At 70.4% G+C, this 21,855-nt stretch carries 22 protein-coding genes; 10 read left to right on the forward strand and 12 right to left on the reverse strand.

Annotation, left to right across the window (positions count from 1 at the left end):
* Positions 1-121: 121 nt before the first annotated feature.
* Positions 122-1,309 (forward strand): sensor histidine kinase, encoded by a 1,188-nt coding sequence (locus IEY82_RS07370; protein ID WP_189123254.1) that lies wholly within the window; start codon positions 122-124, stop codon positions 1,307-1,309.
* A gap of 6 nt (positions 1,310-1,315) precedes the next feature.
* Here the strand turns inward: IEY82_RS07370 and IEY82_RS07375 are convergent, their stop codons facing one another.
* A complete protein-coding gene (locus IEY82_RS07375) occupies positions 1,316-1,801 on the reverse strand; it encodes a hypothetical protein (protein WP_189123255.1) in 486 nt (161 codons plus the stop codon).
* A gap of 232 nt (positions 1,802-2,033) precedes the next feature.
* Between IEY82_RS07375 and IEY82_RS07380 the strand changes: the two genes are divergently transcribed.
* Positions 2,034-2,702 carry a response regulator gene (locus IEY82_RS07380; RefSeq protein WP_189123256.1) on the forward strand — a complete coding sequence of 223 codons (669 nt, stop codon included), beginning with the start codon at positions 2,034-2,036 and terminating at the stop codon, positions 2,700-2,702.
* A 4-nt stretch (positions 2,703-2,706) separates the two neighbouring features.
* Here the strand turns inward: IEY82_RS07380 and IEY82_RS07385 are convergent, their stop codons facing one another.
* Positions 2,707-3,159, reverse strand: a complete 453-nt coding sequence (locus IEY82_RS07385; RefSeq protein ID WP_189123257.1) for a hypothetical protein — start codon at positions 3,157-3,159, stop codon at positions 2,707-2,709.
* 401 nt (positions 3,160-3,560) lie between these two features.
* Here IEY82_RS07385 and IEY82_RS07390 point away from each other — a divergent pair, with 401 nt between their 5' ends.
* The 8 genes from IEY82_RS07390 to IEY82_RS07425 all read left to right on the forward strand — a co-directional run bounded on the left by IEY82_RS07390 (position 3,561) and on the right by IEY82_RS07425 (position 11,221).
* A complete protein-coding gene (locus IEY82_RS07390) occupies positions 3,561-4,406 on the forward strand; it encodes a fumarylacetoacetate hydrolase family protein (RefSeq protein WP_189123258.1) in 846 nt (281 codons plus the stop codon).
* Positions 4,403-5,698, forward strand: a complete 1,296-nt coding sequence (locus IEY82_RS07395) for an L-fuconate dehydratase (RefSeq protein WP_189123259.1) — start codon at positions 4,403-4,405, stop codon at positions 5,696-5,698. Before IEY82_RS07390 ends, IEY82_RS07395 begins: the two co-directional genes overlap by 4 nt.
* The gene (locus IEY82_RS07400) at positions 5,695-6,429 is read left to right on the forward strand and encodes an SDR family NAD(P)-dependent oxidoreductase (protein ID WP_189123260.1); all 735 of its coding nucleotides are present in this window, start codon (positions 5,695-5,697) and stop codon (positions 6,427-6,429) included. The genes IEY82_RS07395 and IEY82_RS07400 overlap by 4 nt, the downstream gene beginning before the upstream one ends.
* A 65-nt stretch (positions 6,430-6,494) precedes the next feature.
* Positions 6,495-7,520 (forward strand): sugar ABC transporter substrate-binding protein, encoded by a 1,026-nt coding sequence (locus IEY82_RS07405; RefSeq protein WP_189123261.1) that lies wholly within the window; start codon positions 6,495-6,497, stop codon positions 7,518-7,520.
* Positions 7,521-7,570: 50 nt separating this feature from the next.
* Positions 7,571-8,998, forward strand: a complete 1,428-nt coding sequence (locus tag IEY82_RS07410) for a sugar ABC transporter ATP-binding protein (RefSeq protein ID WP_225262372.1) — start codon at positions 7,571-7,573, stop codon at positions 8,996-8,998.
* Positions 8,995-9,984, forward strand: a complete 990-nt coding sequence (locus IEY82_RS07415; protein ID WP_225262374.1) for an ABC transporter permease — start codon at positions 8,995-8,997, stop codon at positions 9,982-9,984. The genes IEY82_RS07410 and IEY82_RS07415 overlap by 4 nt, the downstream gene beginning before the upstream one ends.
* Positions 9,984-10,289: an L-rhamnose mutarotase gene (locus tag IEY82_RS07420; RefSeq protein WP_189123263.1), complete on the forward strand. Its 306-nt coding sequence runs from the start codon at positions 9,984-9,986 to the stop codon at positions 10,287-10,289. Before IEY82_RS07415 ends, IEY82_RS07420 begins: the two co-directional genes overlap by 1 nt.
* The gene (locus tag IEY82_RS07425; protein WP_189123264.1) at positions 10,286-11,221 is read left to right on the forward strand and encodes an aldo/keto reductase; all 936 of its coding nucleotides are present in this window, start codon (positions 10,286-10,288) and stop codon (positions 11,219-11,221) included. The genes IEY82_RS07420 and IEY82_RS07425 overlap by 4 nt, the downstream gene beginning before the upstream one ends.
* A gap of 252 nt (positions 11,222-11,473) precedes the next feature.
* Here IEY82_RS07425 and IEY82_RS07430 read toward each other — a convergent pair whose 3' ends face one another.
* From IEY82_RS07430 to IEY82_RS07475, 10 genes are all read right to left on the reverse strand, one after another.
* Entirely contained in the window at positions 11,474-11,926 is a 453-nt protein-coding gene (locus tag IEY82_RS07430) for a GNAT family N-acetyltransferase (RefSeq protein WP_189123265.1), read from the reverse strand.
* A gap of 200 nt (positions 11,927-12,126) precedes the next feature.
* Positions 12,127-14,358: a catalase/peroxidase HPI gene (gene katG / locus IEY82_RS07435; RefSeq protein WP_189123266.1), complete on the reverse strand. Its 2,232-nt coding sequence runs from the start codon at positions 14,356-14,358 to the stop codon at positions 12,127-12,129.
* Positions 14,359-14,387: 29 nt separating this feature from the next.
* Entirely contained in the window at positions 14,388-14,822 is a 435-nt protein-coding gene (locus IEY82_RS07440) for a Fur family transcriptional regulator (RefSeq protein WP_189123267.1), read from the reverse strand.
* Between the two features lie 131 nt (positions 14,823-14,953).
* A complete protein-coding gene (locus tag IEY82_RS07445; protein ID WP_189123268.1) occupies positions 14,954-15,940 on the reverse strand; it encodes a DNA polymerase ligase N-terminal domain-containing protein in 987 nt (328 codons plus the stop codon).
* A gap of 27 nt (positions 15,941-15,967) precedes the next feature.
* A complete protein-coding gene (locus tag IEY82_RS07450; RefSeq protein ID WP_189123269.1) occupies positions 15,968-16,642 on the reverse strand; it encodes a FadR/GntR family transcriptional regulator in 675 nt (224 codons plus the stop codon).
* A 25-nt stretch (positions 16,643-16,667) separates the two neighbouring features.
* The gene (locus IEY82_RS07455; RefSeq protein ID WP_189123270.1) at positions 16,668-17,696 is read right to left on the reverse strand and encodes an MBL fold metallo-hydrolase; all 1,029 of its coding nucleotides are present in this window, start codon (positions 17,694-17,696) and stop codon (positions 16,668-16,670) included.
* Between the two features lie 76 nt (positions 17,697-17,772).
* Positions 17,773-18,891, reverse strand: coding sequence for a steroid 3-ketoacyl-CoA thiolase (locus IEY82_RS07460; RefSeq protein WP_189123271.1), 1,119 nt, complete (start codon positions 18,889-18,891; stop codon positions 17,773-17,775).
* Positions 18,892-18,934: 43 nt separating this feature from the next.
* A complete protein-coding gene (locus IEY82_RS07465) occupies positions 18,935-19,930 on the reverse strand; it encodes a sigma-70 family RNA polymerase sigma factor (RefSeq protein WP_189123272.1) in 996 nt (331 codons plus the stop codon).
* Positions 19,931-20,064: 134 nt separating this feature from the next.
* A complete protein-coding gene (locus IEY82_RS07470) occupies positions 20,065-21,003 on the reverse strand; it encodes an NADP-dependent oxidoreductase (RefSeq protein WP_189123584.1) in 939 nt (312 codons plus the stop codon).
* Positions 21,004-21,057: 54 nt separating this feature from the next.
* Complete coding sequence (locus IEY82_RS07475; protein WP_189123585.1) at positions 21,058-21,654, reverse strand: TetR family transcriptional regulator; 597 nt, start codon at positions 21,652-21,654, stop codon at positions 21,058-21,060.
* Positions 21,655-21,855 lie beyond the last annotated feature (201 nt).

Genomic DNA, 21,855 nt, shown 5'->3' on the forward strand with positions numbered 1-21,855 from the left:
GAAACGTGTTCTATTACGCTACACCGTCGCCGTCAACCGCCGCCTGTTCTGGAGCGCCCGAGCGTGCACTGCGGTACGCCTGCCCGTGGCGCGGTCAAGGCCAGGGCCGTAGCGTAAGATCATGATGCGGCGGGCCTTGGATTGGTGGAGTGATCACCCCCAGTTGGCCGATGCGCTGCTGGCGGCGATCGCCTGCACGGTCCTCCTGGTGGTGGTGCCCTACAGCGACCAGACCATCGCCCATCCCGAGCGGCTGCCGGTGACGTTCTGGGGCGACCTGCTGGCATACGCGGCCTTGGCCTGGCGGCGCCGCTTCCCGGTGCCGGTGCTGGCGCTGGTGTGGACGTTGTGGTTCATCGGCGGCCGGTGGGACATCTGGGCGGAATGGAACGCCGCGTGGCTGGAGCTGAGCACGCCGACCGCGTTGATGCTCGTGCTCTACACCGGTGGGCGGTGGACGTCCTCCGCATGGACGGGTCTGTTCCTGGGCGGGACGCTGCTGCCCGCGGCGCTGACGATCGTGCGCATGTGGACGGGGCCGCTGCCGTTCCCGCTGCCCGCGCCTCCTGACGACCTGTACGTGGTGTCGTTCGTGACCTGCTTCGCCGCGTGGGGGCTGGGGAGGCTGCGGCGATCGGAGGCGGAGGCCGTGGCCCGCGCGGTGGTCCGCGAGGAGGCGAGCAGGACGCAGGCCGCGCTGGCCGAGGAGCGGATGCGGATCGCCCGTGAGTTGCATGACATCGTGGCGCACAACGTGAGCGCCATGGTGATCCAGTCGGCAGGGGCGAACGCCGCGCTGCTGGACGATGACAAGGTCAGTGCGAGCGCGGCCGTTGAGGCGATCGGGCACGCGGGCCGGACCGCTCTGGCCGAGTTACGGTTTCTGCTGGGCTTTCTGCGGGAGGGCCCGATGGCCCTGCGGCCCGGCATCGACGCGATCCACGTTCTGGCTGAGTGGCTGCCGATCGAGGTGCGGCTAAAGATCGAAGGCGAGGCCCGTCAAGTTCCGGCTGAGACGGGGGTGGCCGCGTACCGGATCGTGCAAGAGGCCTTGACCAACACGCTCAAGCACGCCGGGAAGGATGCCAGCGCCGAGGTGTTACTCCGGTACGTCCCTGAGGGGCTGCACATCCAGGTCACCGACGACGGCGTGGGCAGCGCCGACCAGGGGACGGAGGCAGGTCGGTTCGGGCACGGCCTGATCGGCATGCGGGAGCGCGCCGAGATGTTCGGCGGCACGATGCGCGCGGGTGCGCTGCCCGGCGGCGGGTTCCGGGTCGAGGCGACCCTGAGGTGGACCGATCCGTGACAGCCGTTAGGGGTGCCAGCCCCACGTGCAGGCCCAGGCCCGGTTGTACGGCTTGACGCAGGCTCGGAACTTGCGGCTGCCCGCCTTGTCGACGGCACGCGTGCTCCACGTGGTGTGCCCGGCCGTCACGGTGCCGTGGCAGGCCCACCAGGAATGTGTGCCGTCGTCCGACCAGTCCAGCGAGATCTTGTCGCCGGCGGAGAGACCTGTGCCCCACACCCACCAGATGCGTGCGCCGTTGTACTCGATGTTCGCGCTGCGATACAGGTTGACCACCTCGGTCGATCCGTCGTCGTATCCCCGCCGAGCCACACGGACGCGCTCATTCTCCGGCACGTAGGCGTAGGGGTTGAGGCCGGCGCCGTTGTTCGGACCGCAGGAGAGCCCCAGCGAGTCCGCTGCGGTGGCATCCGCGGGAGTGACGTTCGCGAGTAGGCCGGCCAGTGCCAGCATGGTGACGGTGGTGCGGCGGAGTCGGGAATGCGTCCTCATATGGTCCCACTTTCGCTCGGGTAGGGCGTGATCATCAGCGTCGTCAAGGGCTGCTCACCGGCGACGCCGGTGAGCGGTCCTCATGGTCATGGGTTGATCCGCATGAGAGAACGAGTCAAGCTGTACCGAGGCATTTCGAAGCAGGCCCCCTTCCCGCGAGCTGGTTCACGGTCACGGCCGCCATTCCCCCGCCCGCGGCGGCGAGGGCCGCCGACTGTTGAAGGTTTGGCGCATGCTCTCCGTGCTCGTCGTCGATGACCAGGTCCTGATCCGCGCGGGGCTGGCCGCGCTGATCCGGGCCGCGCCGGGGCTGACGGTCGCGGGCGAGGCGGCCTCCGGTGAGGAGGCGGTCAAGCTGGCCCTGACGACCCGCCCCGACGTCATCCTGATGGACATCCGCATGGCGGGCATGGACGGCATCGCCGCTACCGAGCAGATCCTCACCGACGTGACCGCCCCGCAGCCCAAGGTGCTGATCCTGACGACCTTCGATCTGGACGAGTACGTCTACAACGCGCTGCGTGCGGGGGCCGCCGGGTTCCTGCTCAAGGACACCCCGCCGGAGCGAGTGCTGGCCGCCATCCACACGGTGGCGAGGGGCGACACCCTTCTTTCGCCCGCCGCCACCAAACTGCTGGTGGAGGCGTTCGCCAACCCATCACCGCGGCCGGCGCCGCAGAACCTGACCTCTCGCGAAGCGGAAGTGCTCCACCTCGTCGGCCGGACCATGTCCAATCACCAGATCGCCGACCACCTTCACATCTCCGAGGCCACCGTCAAGACCCACCTCAATCGCTTGATGGCCAAGCTGGGCGTGTCGAGCCGCGCTCAGGCGGTGGCCCTGGCCTACGACTACGGGTTGGTCACACCTCGCTGCAACCCGCGTCCCGGCCCTGAGTGACCGCCTAGTCCAGATCCCACTCCGGGCCCGGGTCGCTGCTGTTGCCCCAGGAGGTGCAATCCCAGGAAGTGGTCTTCACGCAGCCGCGGAAGTAGCGGCCCTCGGTGCCCTCGTTGACCGCTGCTGACGTGACCGAGTCGTACCCGCTGGGGACGGTGGCGTGGCAGTTCTTCACCACACCCTGGTAGGTCCAGTCCAGCGCGACGGTGTCGCCGCCGCGGAGCCGATCGCCCCACACCCAGTAGATCCAGCCGTACCGGTTGGTGTTCTTGCGATAGAGGTGGACCCAGCCGTAGCCGCTCGGGCCCGACTTCTTGGCCACCCAGTCGTTGGTTCCGGGGAAGTTGTAGGGCCAGATGTTGTTCCCGCACGACAGGTCGGCGGCCTGCGCGTCGGCCGCGGGGGCCAGGGTGGCCATGGCCGTCACCAGGACGACCAGAACGCGTTTGATCCTCATGAAACCTCCGCAGGGGTTCGGTGCACCCAGTAAAGGCTCCTGAACCACGACTGCCATCAGCTCAGCACTTGAACTTCGCGCTACCCCTCCTGGTCTACGGGCCTCCACCCCTCGCGGTACCGCCATCATCGAAGATCGTGTCACCACGCAGGCGGCGACTGCTTCGAGTCATCGGGTCTCTGGCGGTCACGAACAGCTCGCCGTCAGACGCCGCGATATGCGCCGTGAGCGGGCGGGACGTCGTTTCTCCTGGTGGAGACCCTCCGGGTGCTGTACGTACAGGGACTTCGGTAAAAAGTCTCACTGGTCCGATGTTTCCAGTGTTGGGGTATTGACATCGTTACGGCGGGGCAGCAGCATCGGGGGCTGAGACATCCGATGTATGACTGTGGGGATGCGGTGTGAAGCTGCTGCGAGTAGGACCTGTCGGCCAGGAGCGGCCGGTGGTGATGGACGCCGCCGGAAACCTGCGCGACATCGGGGAGCCCGAGATCGACGGTGCTTTCCTCGCCTCCGGGGGAGTGGCGCGCGTCCACGACGCGCTGGAGCGCGACGCGCTGCCCGTGATCGACGCCGAGGGATTGCGCGTCGGCGCCCCCATCGCGCGCCCCGGGAAGATCGTGTGCATCGGCCTCAACTACCGCGACCACGCCGCCGAGTCCGGCGCCGAACCGCCCGCCGAGCCGGTCGTGTTCATGAAGGCCGCCGACACCATGATCGGGCCGTACGACGAGGTGCTGGTGCCCCGGGGCAGCGTGAAGACCGACTGGGAGGTGGAGCTCGCCGTCGTCATCGGCAGCCGGGCCCGCTACCTCGGCAGCCGGGAGGAGGCGCTCGGCGTCATCGCGGGATACGCGGTGTCCAACGACGTCTCCGAGCGCGAGTTCCAGCTGGAGCGCGGCGGCCAGTGGGACAAGGGCAAGTCGTGCGAGACGTTCAACCCGCTGGGGCCCTGGCTGGTCACCGCCGACGAGATCGCCGACCCGCAGGCGCTGGCCATGAGGCTCTGGGTCAACGGGGAGCGTCGGCAGGACGGCGACACCAAGAACATGATCTTCGACGTCGCCGAGATCATCCGCTACCTGAGCCAGTTCATGGTGCTGGAGCCGGGCGACGTGGTCAACACCGGCACCCCGGCGGGGGTGGCCATGGGCCTGCCGGGGCAGCCCTACCTGCGGGCCGGCGACGTGATGGAGCTGGAGATCCAGGGGCTCGGGCGGCAGCGGCAGGCCGTGGGCCAGGCATGACGGCTCCCGGCTACCGGATCGTGCGGATGGAGACGCACGACGTCCGGTTCCCCACCTCGCGCGACCTCGACGGTTCCGACGCGATGAACCCCGACCCCGACTACTCGGCCGCCTACGTGGTGCTCACCACCGACGACGGGTTCGAGGGGCACGGGTTCGCGTTCACCATCGGCCGTGGCAACGACGTGCAGACCGCCGCCATCAGCGCGCTGGAGCCGTACGTGATCGGCAGGGACGTCGAGGACCTCGGCGCGCTCTACAAGGACATGGTCGACGACTCGCAGCTGCGCTGGCTGGGGCCGGAGAAGGGCGTCATGCACATGGCGATCTCGGCCGTGGTCAACGCCCTGTGGGACCTGCGGGCCAAGCGGGAGGGCAAGCCGGTCTGGCTGCTGCTGTCGGAGATGACGCCCGAGCAGATCGTCGGCCTGGTCGACTTCCGCTACCTGAGCGACGCGCTGACCCCGGAGCAGGCCCTGGACATTCTCAGGCGGGCCGAGGACGGCAAGCAGGAGCGGATCTCCCGCTTGCGCGCCGAGGGCTACCCCGCCTACACCACCTCCCCTGGCTGGCTCGGCTACGACGACGACAAGCTCAGGCGGCTCTGCAAGGAGGCCCTGGACGAGGGGTTCGGCCAGATCAAGCTCAAGGTCGGGGCCGACCTCGAAGACGACCGCCGCCGCTTCAGCGTGGCCCGCGAGGTCTGCGGGCCCGACTTCCCGATCGCGATCGACGCCAACCAGCGCTGGGACGTCGCCTCCGCCATCGAGTGGATCGGCGCGCTGCGTGAGTTCGACCCCCACTGGGTGGAGGAGCCGACCAGCCCCGACGACGTGCTCGGCCACGCCGCCATCGCCGAGGGCGTAAGGCCCGTTCCGATCGCCACCGGCGAGCACGTGCAGAACCGGATCGTGTTCAAGCAGCTGCTGCAGGCCGGAGCCATCTCCTACCTGCAGATAGACTCCGCACGAGTCGGCGGGGTCAACGAGAACATCGCGATCCTGCTGCTCGCGGCCAGGTTCGGCATCCCGGTCTGCCCCCACGCCGGTGGCGTCGGGCTGTGCGAGCTGGTGCAGCACCTGTCGATGTTCGACTATGTCGCGGTCAGCGGCTCCACGGACGGCCGGGTGATCGAGTACGTCGATCACCTGCACGAGCACTTCGTCACCCCCGTCGTCATCGACAACGGCAGGTACGTCACCCCCACCGCGCCGGGCTTCAGCGCGGAAATGCACCCCGAGTCGATCGCCGCCCACAGCTTCCCGGGTGGCGAGGTCTGGAAGGACGCATGAGTCTCAGAGCGATCGTCACCGGCGGCGGCTCAGGCATCGGCCTGGCCACCGCGAAACTGCTGGCCGAGCGCGGCATGAAGGTGGCCTGCCTCGACCTCGACCCGCCCGGCGAGCCGTTCGTCGGGATCCGGGCCGACGTCACCGACGACGCCGCGGTGCGGGCGGCGGTGGCGGAGGCCGCCGAGCGGCTCGGCGGCATCGACGTGCTCGTGAACAACGCCGGCATCGGCGCACAGGGCACGGTCGAGGACAACCCCGACAGCGAGTGGCAGCGGGTGTTCGACGTCAACGTGCTCGGCATGGTCCGGGTCAGCCGGGCGGCCCTGCCGTACCTCCGCAGGTCGGAGCACGCCTCGATCGTCAACACCTGCTCGATCGCGGCGACCGCCGGACTGCCCGCGCGGGCGCTCTACAGCGCGACCAAGGGAGCGGTGCTGTCGCTCACCCTCGCGATGGCGGCCGACCACGTCCGCGAGGGGATCCGGGTCAACTGCGTCAACCCCGGCACGGCCGACACCCCGTGGATCGGCAGGCTGCTCGACAAGGCCGACGACCCCGAGGCCGAACGTCAGGCGCTGAACGCCAGGCAGCCGATGGGACGCCTGGTCAGCGCGGAGGAGGTCGCCGCGGCGATCGCCTACCTGGCCGGTCCGGAGGCCGGCGCGACCACCGGCACCGCCCTCGCGGTCGACGGTGGCATGCAGGGGCTCAGGCTCCGGCCCACCAGCTGAGACATCACATTTCAGGGTCGCCCCCGCGCGGGGTGCCGGCCCGACGAGGAAGGTAACCCCCAACGATGAAGATCGGCCCCGTGGTCGCAGGCGCGGCCCTCCTGGCGGTCATCGCCGCGTGTGGTGACAGCACCCCGACGGCGAGCGAAGGAGGCGGTGGAGGGAAGATCGGCGTCGACCACCCGCGAGCCGACTCCGACTTCTGGAACTCCTACATGAAGTACGTCCCGCAGATGGCCGGCGAGCTCAAGGCCGACCTGATGCAGGCGACCAACTCCCAGAACGACGTGTCCAAGCTGGTCAACAACGTCCAGGCGCTGACCGGTCAGGGCGCCAAGGCGATCATCATGGCCCCGCAGGACACCGGCGCCATCGCCACCACCCTGAAGACGCTGGAGAACAAGAAGATCCCCGTCGTGTCGGTCGACACCCGGCCCGACAAGGGCAAGGTCTACATGGTCGTACGCGCCGACAACCGGGCGTACGGGACCAGGGCCTGTGAGTTCCTCGGCGAGAAGCTCGAGGGCAAGGGCAAGGTCGTCCAGCTGATGGGCGCGCTGAGCTCGATCAACGGCCGCGACCGCGCCGAGGCGTTCGGCGAGTGCATGAAGACGAAGTTCCCCGGCATCACGGTCTTCAACGAGCCGACCGAGTGGGAGGGCAGCAAGGCCGCGTCCATGCTGCAGACCCGCCTGGAACAGCACCCCGACGTCAAGGGCGTCTACATGCACGCCGGCGGCGTGCACCTGGCGCCCACGCTGCAGGTGCTGAAGCAGAAGAACCTGCTCGTCGCGCCGGAGGACCCCAAGCACATCTTCGTGGTCTCCAACGACGGCATCCCGCAGGAGTTCGAGGCGATCCGCAAGGGTGAGATCGACGCCACGATGTCGCAGCCTGCCGACCTCTACGCGAAGTACGCGATCTTCTACGCCAAGGCGGCGCTGGAGGGCAAGACCTTCAAGCCGGGCCCGACGGACCACGGCAGCACGATCATCGAGCTGCCCAACGGTCTTGAGGACCAGCTGCCCTCGCCGTTGGTCACCAAGGAGAACGTGGACGACCCGGCTCTCTGGGGCAACCAGGTCAAGTAATGAAAACTCATGTTGAAGCCCGAAATGTCGTGAAACGCTTTGGTTCGACTGTGGCGTTGAACGGCGCGAGCATCGCGATCGCCGAAGGCGAGACCCACGCGCTGCTCGGCAGGAACGGCGCGGGCAAGTCGACCCTGGTGTCGATCCTCACCGGGCTCCAGCGGCCGGACGCGGGCGAGGTGCTGTTCTCGGGAGAGGCGGCGCCCGCCCTGGCGGACCGGGACGCGTGGCGACGGCAGGTCGCCTGCGTCTACCAGAAGCCCACGATCATCCCCACCCTGACGGTCGCGGAGAACCTGTTCCTCAACCGCCAGACCGACAGCGGGATGATCAAATGGAGGGCGCTGCGGGCCAGGGCCCGCGAGCTGCTCGCCACCTACGAGGTGGACGTCGACGCCGAGGCGCTCACCGGTGACCTCGACGTCGAGCAGCGCCAGCTGGTGGAGATCGCCCGCGCGCTGTCGTTCGGCGCGCGGTTCATCATTCTCGACGAGCCGACGGCCCGCCTGGACGGCCCCGCCATCGAGCGCCTGTTCGTCCGCATGCGGGCGCTGCGCGAGCAGGGCGTGACCATGATGTACATCTCCCACCACCTGGACGAGGTCTACGAGATCTGCCAGAGCGTCACGGTCTTCCGAGACGCCCGGCACGTCCTGACCCGGCCGGTCGCCGACCTGCCGCACGACGACCTGGTCACGGCGATGACCGGCGAGGCCACGGTCGCGTACGAGTCCCGCACCCGCACACCGGGAGAGAAGGTCGTGCTGTCCTCGGCGGGGCTGACGCTGGCCGGCCGCTACCAGGACGTCGACCTCTCCGTCAGGTCAGGGGAAGTGGTCGGCCTGGCCGGCTCCGCCAGCAGCGGCAAGGTCGGCGTGGCCGAGACCCTCGTCGGGCTCCGCAAGGCCGACTCGGGCACGGTCGTCGTCAACGGCGCCCGCGTCAAGCCGGGCGACGTCCCCGCCGCGCTCAAGGCCGGGCTCGGCTTCGTACCCGAGGACCGGCACCACGAGGGCTTCGTCCCGCTGCTGTCCGTGGGCGAGAACGCGACCATCCCGATCGCCCGCAGGCTCGGCCGGTTCGGCACCGTCTCGCCGGCGAAGCGGCGCGGCAAGGCCGTACAACTCATCAAGGAACTCGACATCAAGACCGAGGGGCCCGACCAGCCCGTCGGCGACCTGTCCGGCGGCAACGCGCAGAAGGTGGTGTTCGCGCGGGCGCTGGTCGACGACCCGGCCGCGCTGGTCGTGATCAACCCGACCGCCGGCGTCGACGTCAAGGCCAAGCAGGCCCTCCTCGGCGCCGTCGAGGACGCGGTCGAGCGGGGCGCCGGAGCCGTGGTGGTCTCCGACGAGCTCGACGACCTGCGCATCTGCGACCGCGTGCTGGTGATGTTCCACGGCAGGATCGTGAAAGACGTGCCACGTGGCTGGACCGACCACGAGCTCGTGGCCGTTATGGAAGGCATTCAACCGTGACCACACTGACTGCGCCCGCCCCCAGGCTGCGGCTGGGCAGGTTTCGTGACCTGACCCTGGTGCCCGTGATCGTGCTCCTGCTGATCGTGGGCGCGTTCCTGGACCCGATCTTCCTGACCACGGGCAACCTCACGAACGTGCTCCAGCAGCAGGCGTCGATCTCGCTGCTGGTGCTGGCCGAGGCGATGATCCTGATCTCCGGCAAGTTCGACCTGTCGCTGGAGTCGACCGTCGGCATGGCCCCGGCCCTCGCGGTGATGCTGGTGATCCCGGCGACCGCCGGAGGGTTCGGGCTCGGCCTGCCCGGCATGCTGGTGATCCCGCTCTGCCTGCTGGTCGGCGCGGCGATCGGGGCGGTCAACGGATTTTTGATCATCAAGTTCCAGCTGTCGGCGTTCATCGTCACGCTGGCCATGCAGATCATCGTGCACGGCCTGCAGCTGGGCCCGACCGAGGGCAAGACGCTGTTCGAGCTGCCCGAGTCGATGCTCTACCTGGGCAGCGCCACCTGGCTCGGCCTGCCGGCCTCCGTCTGGATCGCGGGCGTGCTGTTCGTGGCGGGCATGGTCGGGCTGGGCTACTTCAGGGTCGGCCGCTCCCTCTACGCCATCGGCGGCAACTCCGACGCCGCCCGCGCCGCCGGCATCCGGGTCGACCGGGTGCTGTGGGGCGTGTTCATCCTGGGCGGCATGCTGGCCGCGCTCGCCGGCGTGCTGGAGACCGGACGCCTCGGCGCCGTCGGCTCCGGCCAGGGCGTGGGCTGGATCTTCATGGTGTTCGCCGCGGCCGTCATCGGCGGCGTCAGCATGGACGGCGGCAAGGGCACCATCCTCGGCGCCCTGACCGGTGTGCTGGTCATCGGCCTGGTGCAGAACATCCTCACCCTCAAGGGCGTCTCGGGCTTCTGGCAGCCGGTCGTCTACGGCTTCATCATCCTGGTCGCCCTCATGATCAGCCGGGTCGCGGGTGGGAAGGCGCAGGACTGATGCAACGACTCGCGCTCCGCACCCGGCTGAAGCCCGGCTGCGAGGAGATCTACGACCGGGAGCACGCGAGCGTCCCCGCCGAGCTGGAGCAGGCCATGCGCGAGCACGGCCTGCGCTCCTGGCGGATCTACCGCGACGGCCTCGACCTGTTCCACTTCGTCGAGGTCGACGACTACGCCGCCCTGCAGGCCGCCCTGCGCGACCACCCCGCCGACCAGGCCTGGCAGCGGCGGATGAACCAGCTGCTCGACGGCGACTTCGACAAGGGCACGGGCGGGCTCACGCTGGTCTGGGAGCTGACGTGACGATCGAGCTGCCCCGCTTCGGGCTCGGCACGGCCCCGATCGGCGGCCTGTTCCAGGCGGTGACCGACGAGCAGGCCCGCGCCACGGTCGACGCCGCCTGGGACGGCGGCGTCCGGCTGTTCGACACCGCGCCGCACTACGGGCTCGGGCTGGCCGAACGCCGTCTGGGAGCGGCGCTCGCCGGCCGGTCCGGCTACCTGCTCTCCACCAAGGTCGGCCGGTTGCTCGTCCCAGCCGGCAGGGACGGCCGTCACGGCCGCGATGACGAGGGCTTCGACGTGCCCGCCGACTTCGAGCGCCGGTGGGACTTCTCCCGCGACGGCGTACTGCGCTCCCTGGAGGAGTCGCTGACCCGGCTCGGCGTGCCGTCCGTCGACATCGCCCTCATCCACGACCCGGACGAGCACATCGAGCAGGCGCTCACCGAGGCCTACCCGGCGCTGGCCGAGCTGCGCGCCCAGGGCGTGGTCAAGGCCATCGGCGTCGGCATGAACCAGTGGCGGACGCCGCTGCGGTTCGTCCAGGAGACCGCCATCGACCTGGTCATGCTCGCCGGGCGTCACACCCTGCTCGACCGCTCGGGCCTCCCGCTGCTCGACGCCTGCGCGGAGCGCGGGGTCCGGGTGCTCGCCGCGGGGGTCTTCAACAGCGGCCTGCTGGCCACGCCGACCCCATCCGGCACCTTCGACTACCGGCCCGCCCCCGCGCCCCTGCTCGACCGGGCCCGGCGCCTCGCCGCCATCTGCGAGTCGTACGGCGTGACACTCCCGCAGGCGGCGATGGCCTATCCGCTGCGCCATCCGGCGGTCGCCTCGATCGTGGTGGGCGCCCGCGCCCCCGAGGAGATCACCGCCAACGCGGCCCTCTGGCGACGACCGATCCCCGACGCCCTCTGGCCCGCCCTGGAACAGGCTCAGCAGGAGAAGGCGTAACCCACGATCCGGCGGGCGCGACCCGCCCGCCGTCCCCCGAACACCGACCTGTGCGGTGAGATGGTCGCCGGCTCTGTGGTGCGTTGGTCGCACGGGTCGTGGTGCGTTGGTCGCTGGTTCTGTGGTGTGTTGGTCGCAGGGCTGGTGGTGCGTTGGTCGCTGGTTTCGTGGTGCGTTGGTCGCCCCACTGATGGTGAATCGGTCGCCATGGAGGTGGGGATCGGCCGCGTAGGACAGGCCGCTGTCGGTGGTTCAGCCGGGAAAGGCGTAGTGGACCACCCACAGCCCGGGGATCACCTCGTCCTCGCCCCGCAGCGCGAACCCGAGCCGTTCGTAGAGCGTGCGGGCGGGCAGGTTGGCGCGGCCGGTGGACACCGCGACCGGGCGTTCACCCGCTCTGGTCATGACCTCCTTGACCAGGGCCCTGCCGACACCGCGCCGGTGCGCGCCAGGATGGACGACCAGCCGGTCGACGTCCACCTCCCGGGCCGTCTCCGCCCAGGCCACGGCCCCGGCCAGCCGTCCGTCGTCGTCCACCGCGCCCAGCCAGCGCAGCGGCTTCGAGCGCAGCTCGTCCAGGCTCTCGTGCAGGGGCGGGATCCGGTCGTCGCCGATGATCTCCGCCTCCACCGCGTACGCGGCGCGCTGCAACGTCAGCAGCTCCTCACCGAGGGAGCTGTCGGGGGAGAGCTCGTCGATCCGCATCCGGCGAGTATCCCACCGGGGCAGGCCGCACCCTCCCGCGGCTGGAAGTGGCCGCGAGCCGGAATCCGGCGAAGGCCCGCGCCGAACGCGCCCAGCGGGTCGTCCGGCGCGGAACGAAGACGTCCAGGCCGGCCCGCGCGGGCCGGCCTGGACGTTGGGATCAGGCGTGATCAGGCGTGATCATCCCTGATCAGGGATGATCAGGCGAGGTCGAACCGGTCGAGGTTCATGACCTTGTCCCACGCCGCGACGAAGTCGTTCACGAACTTCGCCTTGGCGTCGTCGCTCGCGTAGACCTCCGCGAGCGCGCGCAGCTCGGAGTTGGACCCGAAGACGAGGTCGGCCCGGCTGCCGGTCCACTTGACCTCGCCCGTGGCCGCGTCGCGACCCTCGAACGTGCCGGCGTCCTCGGACGTCGCCTTCCACGTCGTGCCCATGTCGAGCAGGTTGACGAAGAAGTCGTTGGTCAGCGCCCCGGGGGTCGCGGTGAAGACGCCGAGCGGCGACTGCTGGTGGTTGGCGCCCAGGACACGGAGGCCACCGACCAGGACCGTCATCTCGGGGGCGCTCAGGGTCAGCAGGTTGGCCCGGTCGAGCAGGAGGTACTCGGCCGGCAGCCGGTTGCCCTTGCCGAGGTAGTTGCGGAACCCGTCGGCGGTCAGCTCCATGGCGTCGAACGACTCGACGTCGGTCTGCTCCTGCGACGCGTCCACGCGGCCCGGCGTGAAGGGGACCTGGACGTCGAAGCCGGCGTCCTTGGCCGCCCGCTCGACGGCCGCGACGCCGCCGAGCACGATCAGGTCGGCGAGCGAGACCTGCTTGCCGCCGGTCTGGGCGGAGTTGAAGCTCTCCTGGACGCCCTCCAGGGTGCGCAGCACCGTCGCGAGCCGGTCGGGGTCGTTGACCTCCCATCCGCTCTGCGGCTGCAGGCGGATGCGCGCGCCGTTGGCGCCACCGCGCTTGTCACTGCCGCGGAAGGACGCCGCAGACGCCCAGGCGGTGGACACGAGCTCGGACACCGACAGGCCCGAGGCGAGGATCTGCGCCTTGAGGGAGGCGATGTCCTCGGCGTCGATCTGCTCGTACGTGGCCGCGGGCAGCGGGTCCTGCCACAGCAGCGTCTCGGCCGGGACCTCCGGGCCGAGGTAGCGCGAGACCGGGCCCATGTCACGGTGGGTCAGCTTGAACCAGGCGCGGGCGAAGGCGTCCGCGAACTCGTCGGGGTTCTCGTAGAAGCGCCGCGAGATCGGGCCGTAGATGGGGTCGAACCGGAGCGCGAGGTCGGTGGTCAGCATGGACGGCGCGTGACGCTTCGACGGGTCGTGCGCGTCGGGCACCGAGTCCTGGCCGGCGCCGTGCTTCGGCCGCCACTGGTGCGCGCCGGCCGGGCTCTTCGTCAGCTCCCACTCGTAGCCGAACAGGTTCCAGAAGAAGTTGGTGGACCACTTCGTCGGCGTCGAGGTCCAGGTGACCTCCAGGCCGCTGGTGATCGTGTCGCCGCCCTTGCCGCTGCCGAAGGTGCTCTTCCAGCCGAGGCCCTGCTCCTCCAGCGGGGCGGCCTCGGGGTCGGGGCCGACGTGGTCGGCCGGGCCGGCGCCGTGGGTCTTGCCGAAGGTGTGACCGCCCGCGATCAGGGCGACCGTCTCCTCGTCGTTCATCGCCATCCGGCGGAACGTCTCACGGATGTCGCGGGCCGCGGCCAGCGGGTCCGGGTTGCCGTTCGGGCCCTCCGGGTTGACGTAGATGAGGCCCATCTGGACCGCGGCGAGCGGGTTCTCGAGCTCCCGGTCGCCGGTGTAGCGCTGGTCGTCGAGCCAGACGGACTCGGGGCCCCAGTAGACGTCCTCGTCAGGCTCCCAGACGTCCGCGCGACCGCCGGCGAAGCCGAAGGTCTTGAAGCCCATCGACTCCAGGGCGACGTTGCCGGCCAGGACCATGAGGTCGGCCCAGGAGAGGCTCTTGCCGTACTTCTTCTTGACCGGCCACAGCAGGCGGCGGGCCTTGTCGAGGTTGGCGTTGTCCGGCCAGCTGTTGAGCGGGGCGAAGCGCTGCTGACCGGCCCCGGCACCGCCGCGGCCGTCGCTGATGCGGTAGGTGCCCGCGCTGTGCCACGCCATCCGGATCATGAACGGGCCGTAGTTGCCGAAGTCGGCGGGCCACCAGTCCTGCGAGGTCGTCAGCACCTGCGCGATGTCCTGCTTCACGGCCGCGAGGTCGAGCGACTTGAACGCCTCGGCGTAGTCGAACTCCGCACCCAGAGGGTTGGCCACGGCGGGGTTCTTGGCGAGGATCTTCAGGTTGAGCCGGTCCGACCACCACTGGCGGTTTCCGCCGCCCTGAGTCGGGTGAGGGGCGCGCTCGTGCGCGACCGGGCAGCCGCCTTCGCCTTCAGGCTTGGGGTCGGTGACGATTGCGTCATGGTTCTCGGACATGGAATCCTTCCGGAATTCGAGACAGGTGCTCAGGAACTGCTGGCGGTGGAACAAGCGGGGCACAGGCCCCAGTAGATGACCTCGGCCTCGTCGATCGAGAAGCCGTGGTCGTCGGACGCTGTCAGGCAGGGCGCCTCGCCGGCCGCGCAGTCGACGTCGGCGACGACACCGCACGACCGGCACACGACGTGGTGGTGGTTGTCGCCGACCCGCCCCTCGAACCGGGCCGGGCTGCCGGCCGGCTCGATGCGGCGCACGAGCCCCGCCGCGGTGAGCGCGTGGAGGGCCTCGTACACAGCCTGGAGGGAGACATGGCCCACCCGATCGCGCACGCCGGAGGCGATCGTCTCGACGTCGAGGTGGTCACCGTCGCGGACGGTCTCGAGCAGTGCGACGCGGGCGGCCGTCACCCGAAGGCCGGCACCGCGTAGCTCCTCGGCGGCCGGAGTCCTGGGTGCGCTCATGGGGCCCAACCTACAGCCATAAACACGAACGATACAAGTTAACGAACAATCCAAGTCTTATCTCACCTTCCGGGAGGGGGCGGACGTCGTTCCGCGTCACGTCCCGGGAGGTGCGGGCGTCGGCTGACGCGTCAGTCGCGCGGCGGTTTCGCCGCGCGACTCGGCACGAAGATCCAGGCCGTGGACGGACCGGGCTCGTAGGGCGAGTCGAGACGCTTGGCGAGGACACCGGGCAGGCCCTGTTCGCGGGCCGCCTGCCGCACCGGGGCGGCCTGACCCGGCCAGGAGGGGGCGGTCTGCCAGCGGGCCGCCGACAGGTGGAGAGCCTCCAGCGCGGCCCGGCGGGCCGTGTAGGGCTCGGCGACCAGGGAGCGCCCGTCGTCGTAGAGCAGGTCGTAGCAGACCAGCACCTCGCCGCCGCCCAGCGTGACCACCTCGCCGTCCAGGACCGCGGTGCGGCTGCCGAACGACTCCGCCAGCGGTCTCAGCCACGGATGCCGCCGCGCCGCGTCGGTCCGGCCGCCCTCGATCGGCACCAGGACGCGCTCACCGCCCCAGGCGAACTCGAACGCGTACGTCCCCGCGTCGCGCGGCAGCCGGGAGCGCTCGGCCGGAAGCATGGGGTCCAACGGCGGCAAGGGGTCGTGGACCGGGGGATCCATCCGATGGATCATCCAGTTCTTGCCGTTCGTCTGGAACAGCACGAACCGGCCCGAGGCTCGGGCGCCGTGCAGCACCACCTTGACCTCGCGGTCGGACCACTTCTCCGTCTCGTAGGTGCCCTGGTCCCACAGCGTCATCGTGCCGCCGCCGTACTCGCCCCGGGGGATCTCGCCGTGGAACGTGAGGTACTCCATCGGGTGGTCCTCGGTGCGCACGGCCAGGTGGTTGGTGCCGGGGTCGCCGGGCAGGCCCTTGGGCACGGCCCAGGAGGCGAGCACGCCGTCGCGCTCCAGCCGCAGGTCCCAGTGCAGCGACCGCGCGTGGTGCTCCTGGATCACGAACGCGTCGCCGTCGCGTGGTGCGGGGGCGTCGGCGGGGACGGGCTCGGCAGGGACGGGTTCGGGGGTGCGGCCGGCGTCGCGTTTGCTCCGATACCGGTCGAGTCTGTCAGCCACACCGGTGTACTACCCCGAGAGGTCCGGTCAGGCGAGGGCCTTGCGCAGCCAGGACTCCACGCCCGCCACGTGCACGGTGGCCCACGAGTGGGCCAGGTCGGGCTGGTGGGCGGCGATGGCCTCGTAGATCGCGGTGTGCTGCTCGCGCGTCTTGTCCAGCGCGCCCTCCTGGGTGAGGCCGCGCCAGATCCGGGCCCGGGTCGTCGGCCCGGAGAGGCTCTCGATGAACGAGCACAGCACGCTGTTGCCCGACCCCAGCGCGATTCGCTGGTGGAACTCCAGGTCGTTGGCGACCAGCTCCTCGATCGTGGGGGAGGCGGGCAACGACTCGAGGATCACCCGGAGCTCCTCGATCTCCGCGTCGGTCATCGACCTGGCGGCCATCGCCGTGGCGGCGGGTTCGAGGATGCGGCGCACCTCGAAGAACTGCAGCACGGTGTCGTCGCGGTGCAGGTCGAGCACGAACGACATGGTGTCGAGCAGCAGCCGCGGCTCCAGGCTGGTGACGTAGGTGCCGTCGCCCTGGCGCACGTCGAGGACGTTGATCAGGGCCAGCGCGCGGACGGCCTCGCGCAGCGAGTTGCGAGACAGGCCGAGGCGCTCGGCCAGGTCGGCCTCCTTCGGCAGCCGGTCGCCGGGCGTCAGCTCGCCGGAGAGGATCATCTGCTTGATCTTGTCGATGGCCGCGTCGGTGACCGCCACGCTTTTCTCCCTAGACATCGGATGTCTAGGAGTCTATGGCCTGGAACCGTACGGGCTGGCCTCCGCTGACCCGCCTGATCGCCCCACGCGCCTCCAGGGCGCGCAGGTGGGCGGCGGCCTCGCCGGCCGCCATGCCGCGCAACATGGGGGACAGGTCGTCCCAGGGTCTGTTCCAGGTCATCATGGCGGCGACCTCCCAGATGGTCTGCGGCTCCGGCCGCTCGGCCAGCAGCGCGTGAAGCTCGGTGAGCTTCTCCTCGTGATGCTGACGGATCTCGGTGGCTCGCGCTGCCGCATCGGGAAATGTCCACTCGTGGGCCGGCAGGGCGTCGAGCGGGCCCATGTCGCCGATCCGCTCCAGGGAGCCGAGGAACTCTCCCAGCGGATCGACATCATCGCGATCGTACGGATAGATGCCGACGTGAGGGGTGATGTCGGGGAGGACGTGGTCACCGGTGAACAGCCGGTCGGCGTCCTCCAGGTGCAGGCAGATATGACCGGGAGTGTGGCCGGGCGTGTGCACGGCCCGCAGCTTGCGGCCGGGCAGGTCGACCAGGTCGCCGTCGCGCAGCTCGCGGTCGGGCGGTGCGGGTGGTTTGGGGCGCTGGGCGGTGGCGACGTCCACCTCCGCCGGGTCGGCGCCGGCCCGGCGCAGCATGTCGGCCTGGAAGCTGCGGTGCTCGCCGTCGGCCAGGCCGTGCATGAGCCGGACCAGCGCGGCGTCGGCCTCGTGCATCGCGATCCAGGCGCCGGACGTCTCCCTGACCTGACCGGCCAGCCCGGCATGGTCGGGGTGGAAGTGGGTGACGACCACGCCCCTGACCGTCGCGATGTCGATGCCCAGGGAGCCGAGCCCGCCGTGCAGCGCCTCCCAGGCGTCGGGATGGTTCCAGCCGGCGTCGATCAGCACCGGCCCCTTCGGTGACTCGACGGCGTAGACGAGGGTGTAGCCGAGCGGGTTGCCGGGGATCGGCACCGGCACGCTCCACACCCCGCCGCCGAGGTCCTGCGGACGCTGCTCAAGGTACGGCCGGCGTCGGGTCTTTCTCGTCACGTGTCCCCCGTAGAGCGTGCGTGTGGTTCGAGTCTGGAGGAGAAGGCCGGGGGACGGATACGGAATTTCCGGTGTGTCACGTTATCCGCTCAAGGATCGTGGCCGTGGCCAGCGCGCCGCCCGCGCACATCGTGACCAGAGCGGTCGTGGAGTCCGAACGCTCCAGCTCGTGCAGCGCCGTCGTGAGCAGCCGCGCGCCGGTCGCGCCCACCGGATGGCCGAGCGCGATGGCGCCGCCGTTGACGTTGACGCGGTCGAGGTCGGGCAGGTGCACACTCGCCCACGACAGCACCACCGACGCGAACGCCTCGTTCACCTCGAACCTGTCGATGTCGCCTATCGTCATGCCGGCCGCCTCGAGCACCTTGGCGGTCGCGTCGACCGGCCCGTCGAGGTGGTAGTAGGGCTCCGAGCCCACCAGGGCCTGGGCCAGGATGCGGGCACGGGGCCGCAGGCCGTGACGGAGCGCCGCCTCCTCGCTCATCACCAGGACGGCCGCCGCTCCGTCGGAGATCTGCGACGACGTGCCGGCGGTGTGCAGCGAATCCTCATGGGGCACCGGCCTGAGCTTGGCCAGCCCCTCGACCGTGGTCTCACGCAGGCCCTGGTCGCGGGTGACGGACCCGACCGGCACGATCTCCCGCTCGAACCGCTCGTCGGCCCACGCCTTGGCCGCCAGTCGCTGGGACCGCGCGCCGAACCAGTCGAGCCGCTCCCTGGTCAGCCCGCGCCGCCGCGCGATGCGGTCGGCGGCGGTGAACTGGTCGGGCAGGTCGATGCTCCAGTCGTCGGGGCGGGGATCGGCGGGCAGCACGTTGCTGCCCAGCGGCGCCCGGCTCATCACCTCGACCCCGCAGCCGATGCCCACGTCGATCACCCCGGCGCGCACCATGGCCGCCGCGAGGTGCACGGCCTGCTGCGACGAGCCGCACTGGGCGTCGACCGTGGTGACGCCCGTCTGGTAGGGCAGGCCGGCGTAGAGCCAGGAGTGCCGCCCCACATGGCCGCCCTGCTCGCCCGCCTGGGTCACGCATCCGGCGAACACCTGCCCGACCAGCGCGGGATCGAGCCCGGAACGATCGATCAGCCCGCCCAGCGCCGCGGCCAGCACCTGTTGTGGTTTGAGCTCGGACAACCAGCCGCCCCGCTTGCCGATCGGGGTGCGTACGGCCTCGACGATCACAGGTGTGCTCACAGTCGCCTCCAGAATGATGCTCCGGTCCAGACTGTAACGCGTTCTACTTTGACGCGGAAGCCCGGTCGGCGGCCGGCATCGTACGAGGCAGCCCGAACGTGTCGAACAGGTCAAGGTCGAAGAACATCACCACATGGCTGACACCCTCGCCGGTCATGGTGAGCACCTGCACGGCGAACGCGTGATAGCCCGTGCCCTCGCGGAAGTAGACCGCGAACGCCGGCTGGCCGTTGGCCGCGACAGGGACGAGCCGCAGATCGCCCGCCCCGCTGGCCGGGCAGTTGGCCGCGATGAGCCTGCCGATGCTCTCGGGCCCCTGCCACCAGCCCGTGTAGGGCGGCATCTCCCACACGGCGTCCTTGGTGAGCAGCTCGACGATCGCGGCCACGTCGTAGCGCTCGAAGGCCGCCATGTAGCGGTCGAGCCGGGCCCGCTGCTCGGCGGACAGCGGCCGCGCCGGATCGTCGAGGCTCGGTGCCACCTCGCTGAGCTGGGCGCGGGCCCGCTGCAGGCCGCTGTTGACGGCGACCGTGGTGGTGCCCAGGGCCTCGGCCACCTCGGCGGCCCGCCACCTGAGCACGTCGCGCAGGATCAGGATCGCGCGCTGCCGGGGCGGCAGGTGCTGCAGGGCCGCGATCAGCGCCAGCCGGATGCTTTCGCGCGAGGTGACGATCGTGGCCGGGTCGTCGGCGCCCACCATGCCGTCGGGCACCGGCTCCAGCCACGGCAGCTCCGGCCGCTCGGCGAGGGGCGCGGTGGCCTCGGAGCTCGGCGCGCCCAGCCCGGTGGGCAGCGGCCGGCGGCTCCGGCTGTCGAGCGCGGTCAGGCAGGCCGTGGTGGCGATGCGATAGAGCCAGGTGCGCAGGGAGGAACGCCCCTCGAACCTGTCGTAGGCCCGCCAGGCCCTCAGGTAGGTCTCCTGGACGAGATCCTCGGCGTCGTGCACCGACCCCAGCATCCGATAGCAGTGGGCCAGCAACTCGCGGCGCAGCGGATCAGCCAGCCTGAGGAAGTCCTCGTTCGATGGCTTGTCGGTCATCCCTCCTGTATAGACGGCGGCACCGACAGTCCGATGAGTCCTCGGGCGGCCCCGGTCTCCACGGGCGAAGCGGACGACTCATGGCAGCTGGCGCCGCCCGCGTACGCCTCACCGCGCGCCGCTGAGCACGATCACTACGGGACGCTGAGCACGATCTTGCCCGTGGTGCGGCCCGACTGGCCCAGCTCGTGGGCCTTGGCCGCCTCCGCGAGGGGCAGCACGGCCGCCAGCTCGACCCGCAGCCGCTCGGCCTCCGCCAGGGCGGCGAGTGACCGCATGGCCGCGTGGTCGGGCTCGACCAGCATGGCCGCCGAGTGGATGCCGCGCTCGGCCGCCATCGCGTGCAGGCGCTCGTCCAGCAGTGAGATGGTGAGCGAGACGATCGTGCCGCCCTCGCGCATGGTCCGCAGCGAGCGCGGCCCGTAGTCGCCGCCGATGGTCTCGAGCACCACGTCGACGTCGCGCACCACCTCGGCGAAGTCCTCGGCGCGGTAGTCGACGAGCTCGTCGACGCCGAGCCCGCGCAGGAAGTCGTGCTTGGCGGCGCTGGCGGTGCCGATCACGTACGCGCCCCTGGCCTTGGCGATCTGGACGGCGAGGTGGCCCACGCCGCCCGCGGCCGCGTGCACGAGCACGCGGCTGCCCGCCCGGACACCGGCGGTGTCGACGAGCGCCTGCCAGGCGGTCAGCCCGGCGAGCGGGATCGCGCCCGCGTGGAGGTGGTCGACGCCCGCGGGCTTGCGGGCGAAATGCCGGGCGGGCGCGGCCACGTACTCGGCGTAGGCGCCGTTGCCCTGCGGATAGCGCAGCATCCCGAAGACCTCGTCACCCGGCTGGTGGACGGTCGTGCCGAGGCCGACGGCCTCGACCACGCCGGAGACCTCCCAGCCCAGCACGAACGGCGGCCGGGCCTGGAGCAGGCCGCCGCTCTCGCGGGTCTTCCAGTCGGTGGGGTTGACTCCGGCCGCGTGCACTCGCACCAGCACCTCGGTCGGGCCCGGCTCTGGCCGGTCGACCTCTGTCAGCTTCAGCACCTCCGGACCGCCCAGAGAGTCCTGGCTGATCGCGCGCATCTTCATGCCGCCAGCCTAGACCGCCGATGATCATCGGGGGACGGACGGGCCGGGTCAGATGTCGGTGATGAGGCGTTCGGCGGCGATCTCGATGCGGCGCTGGATCTGCTCGTAGCCACGCCGGCCGCGGAGCATCTCCAGCAGCTCGTGCACCCAGACGCTGGACAGCGAGCTCGCCAGGGTGAGCTGCTCCTCGGTGGCCTGCTCCTGCGACAGCCCGTCAGCGGCGACGCGGAGCAGCAGGCCGGTCATGCGGTCGCCGAACGGGGTCTCCACCTCGGCCAGGATCAGCGAGCGGATGAGCGCGTCGGCGAGCTCGGGCTCGCGCATGAGGCCGCGGGTGGCGCGCATGAGGACGTCGACCGCGCGGCCCGCCGGGGTGGACGCGCTCGGCGGGCGGCGCTCGATGCTGCTCTCCAGCAGGTCGATCTCCTCGCCGACGACCGCGACCACCAGGTCCATCTTGGACGGGAAGTAGCGGTAGAGGGTGCCGAGCGCGACGCCCGCGCGCTCGGCGACGGTGCGCATCTGCATCGCCTCGACGCCGCCGCGCGAGGCCAGCGCGGCGGCGGCCTGCACGATGCGCTTGCGGCGCTGGTGCTGGCTCCGCGTCCGGACGCTGTGCCCGGCAGGGGTGGGATGACTCTCCATGGTCCCCTCGCTGTCGCCGGGGGGCACGGCAATGGTCGCGTGCGGACTGCGCATAAGAACACGTTATCTGATTTCTGGACAGCGCGGCTTGTTACTCGCGGGTCACAAAGAACCCGTATAGATGCATGTCCACCCCGTTACAGGGATATATCCAGACTTATCGGCACGCCGGGCCCCTGGACAGATATTAGAATCTGTTCT

This window comes from Nonomuraea cavernae, from assembly GCF_014646355.1.
Lineage (GTDB): Bacteria > Actinomycetota > Actinomycetes > Streptosporangiales > Streptosporangiaceae > Nonomuraea > Nonomuraea cavernae.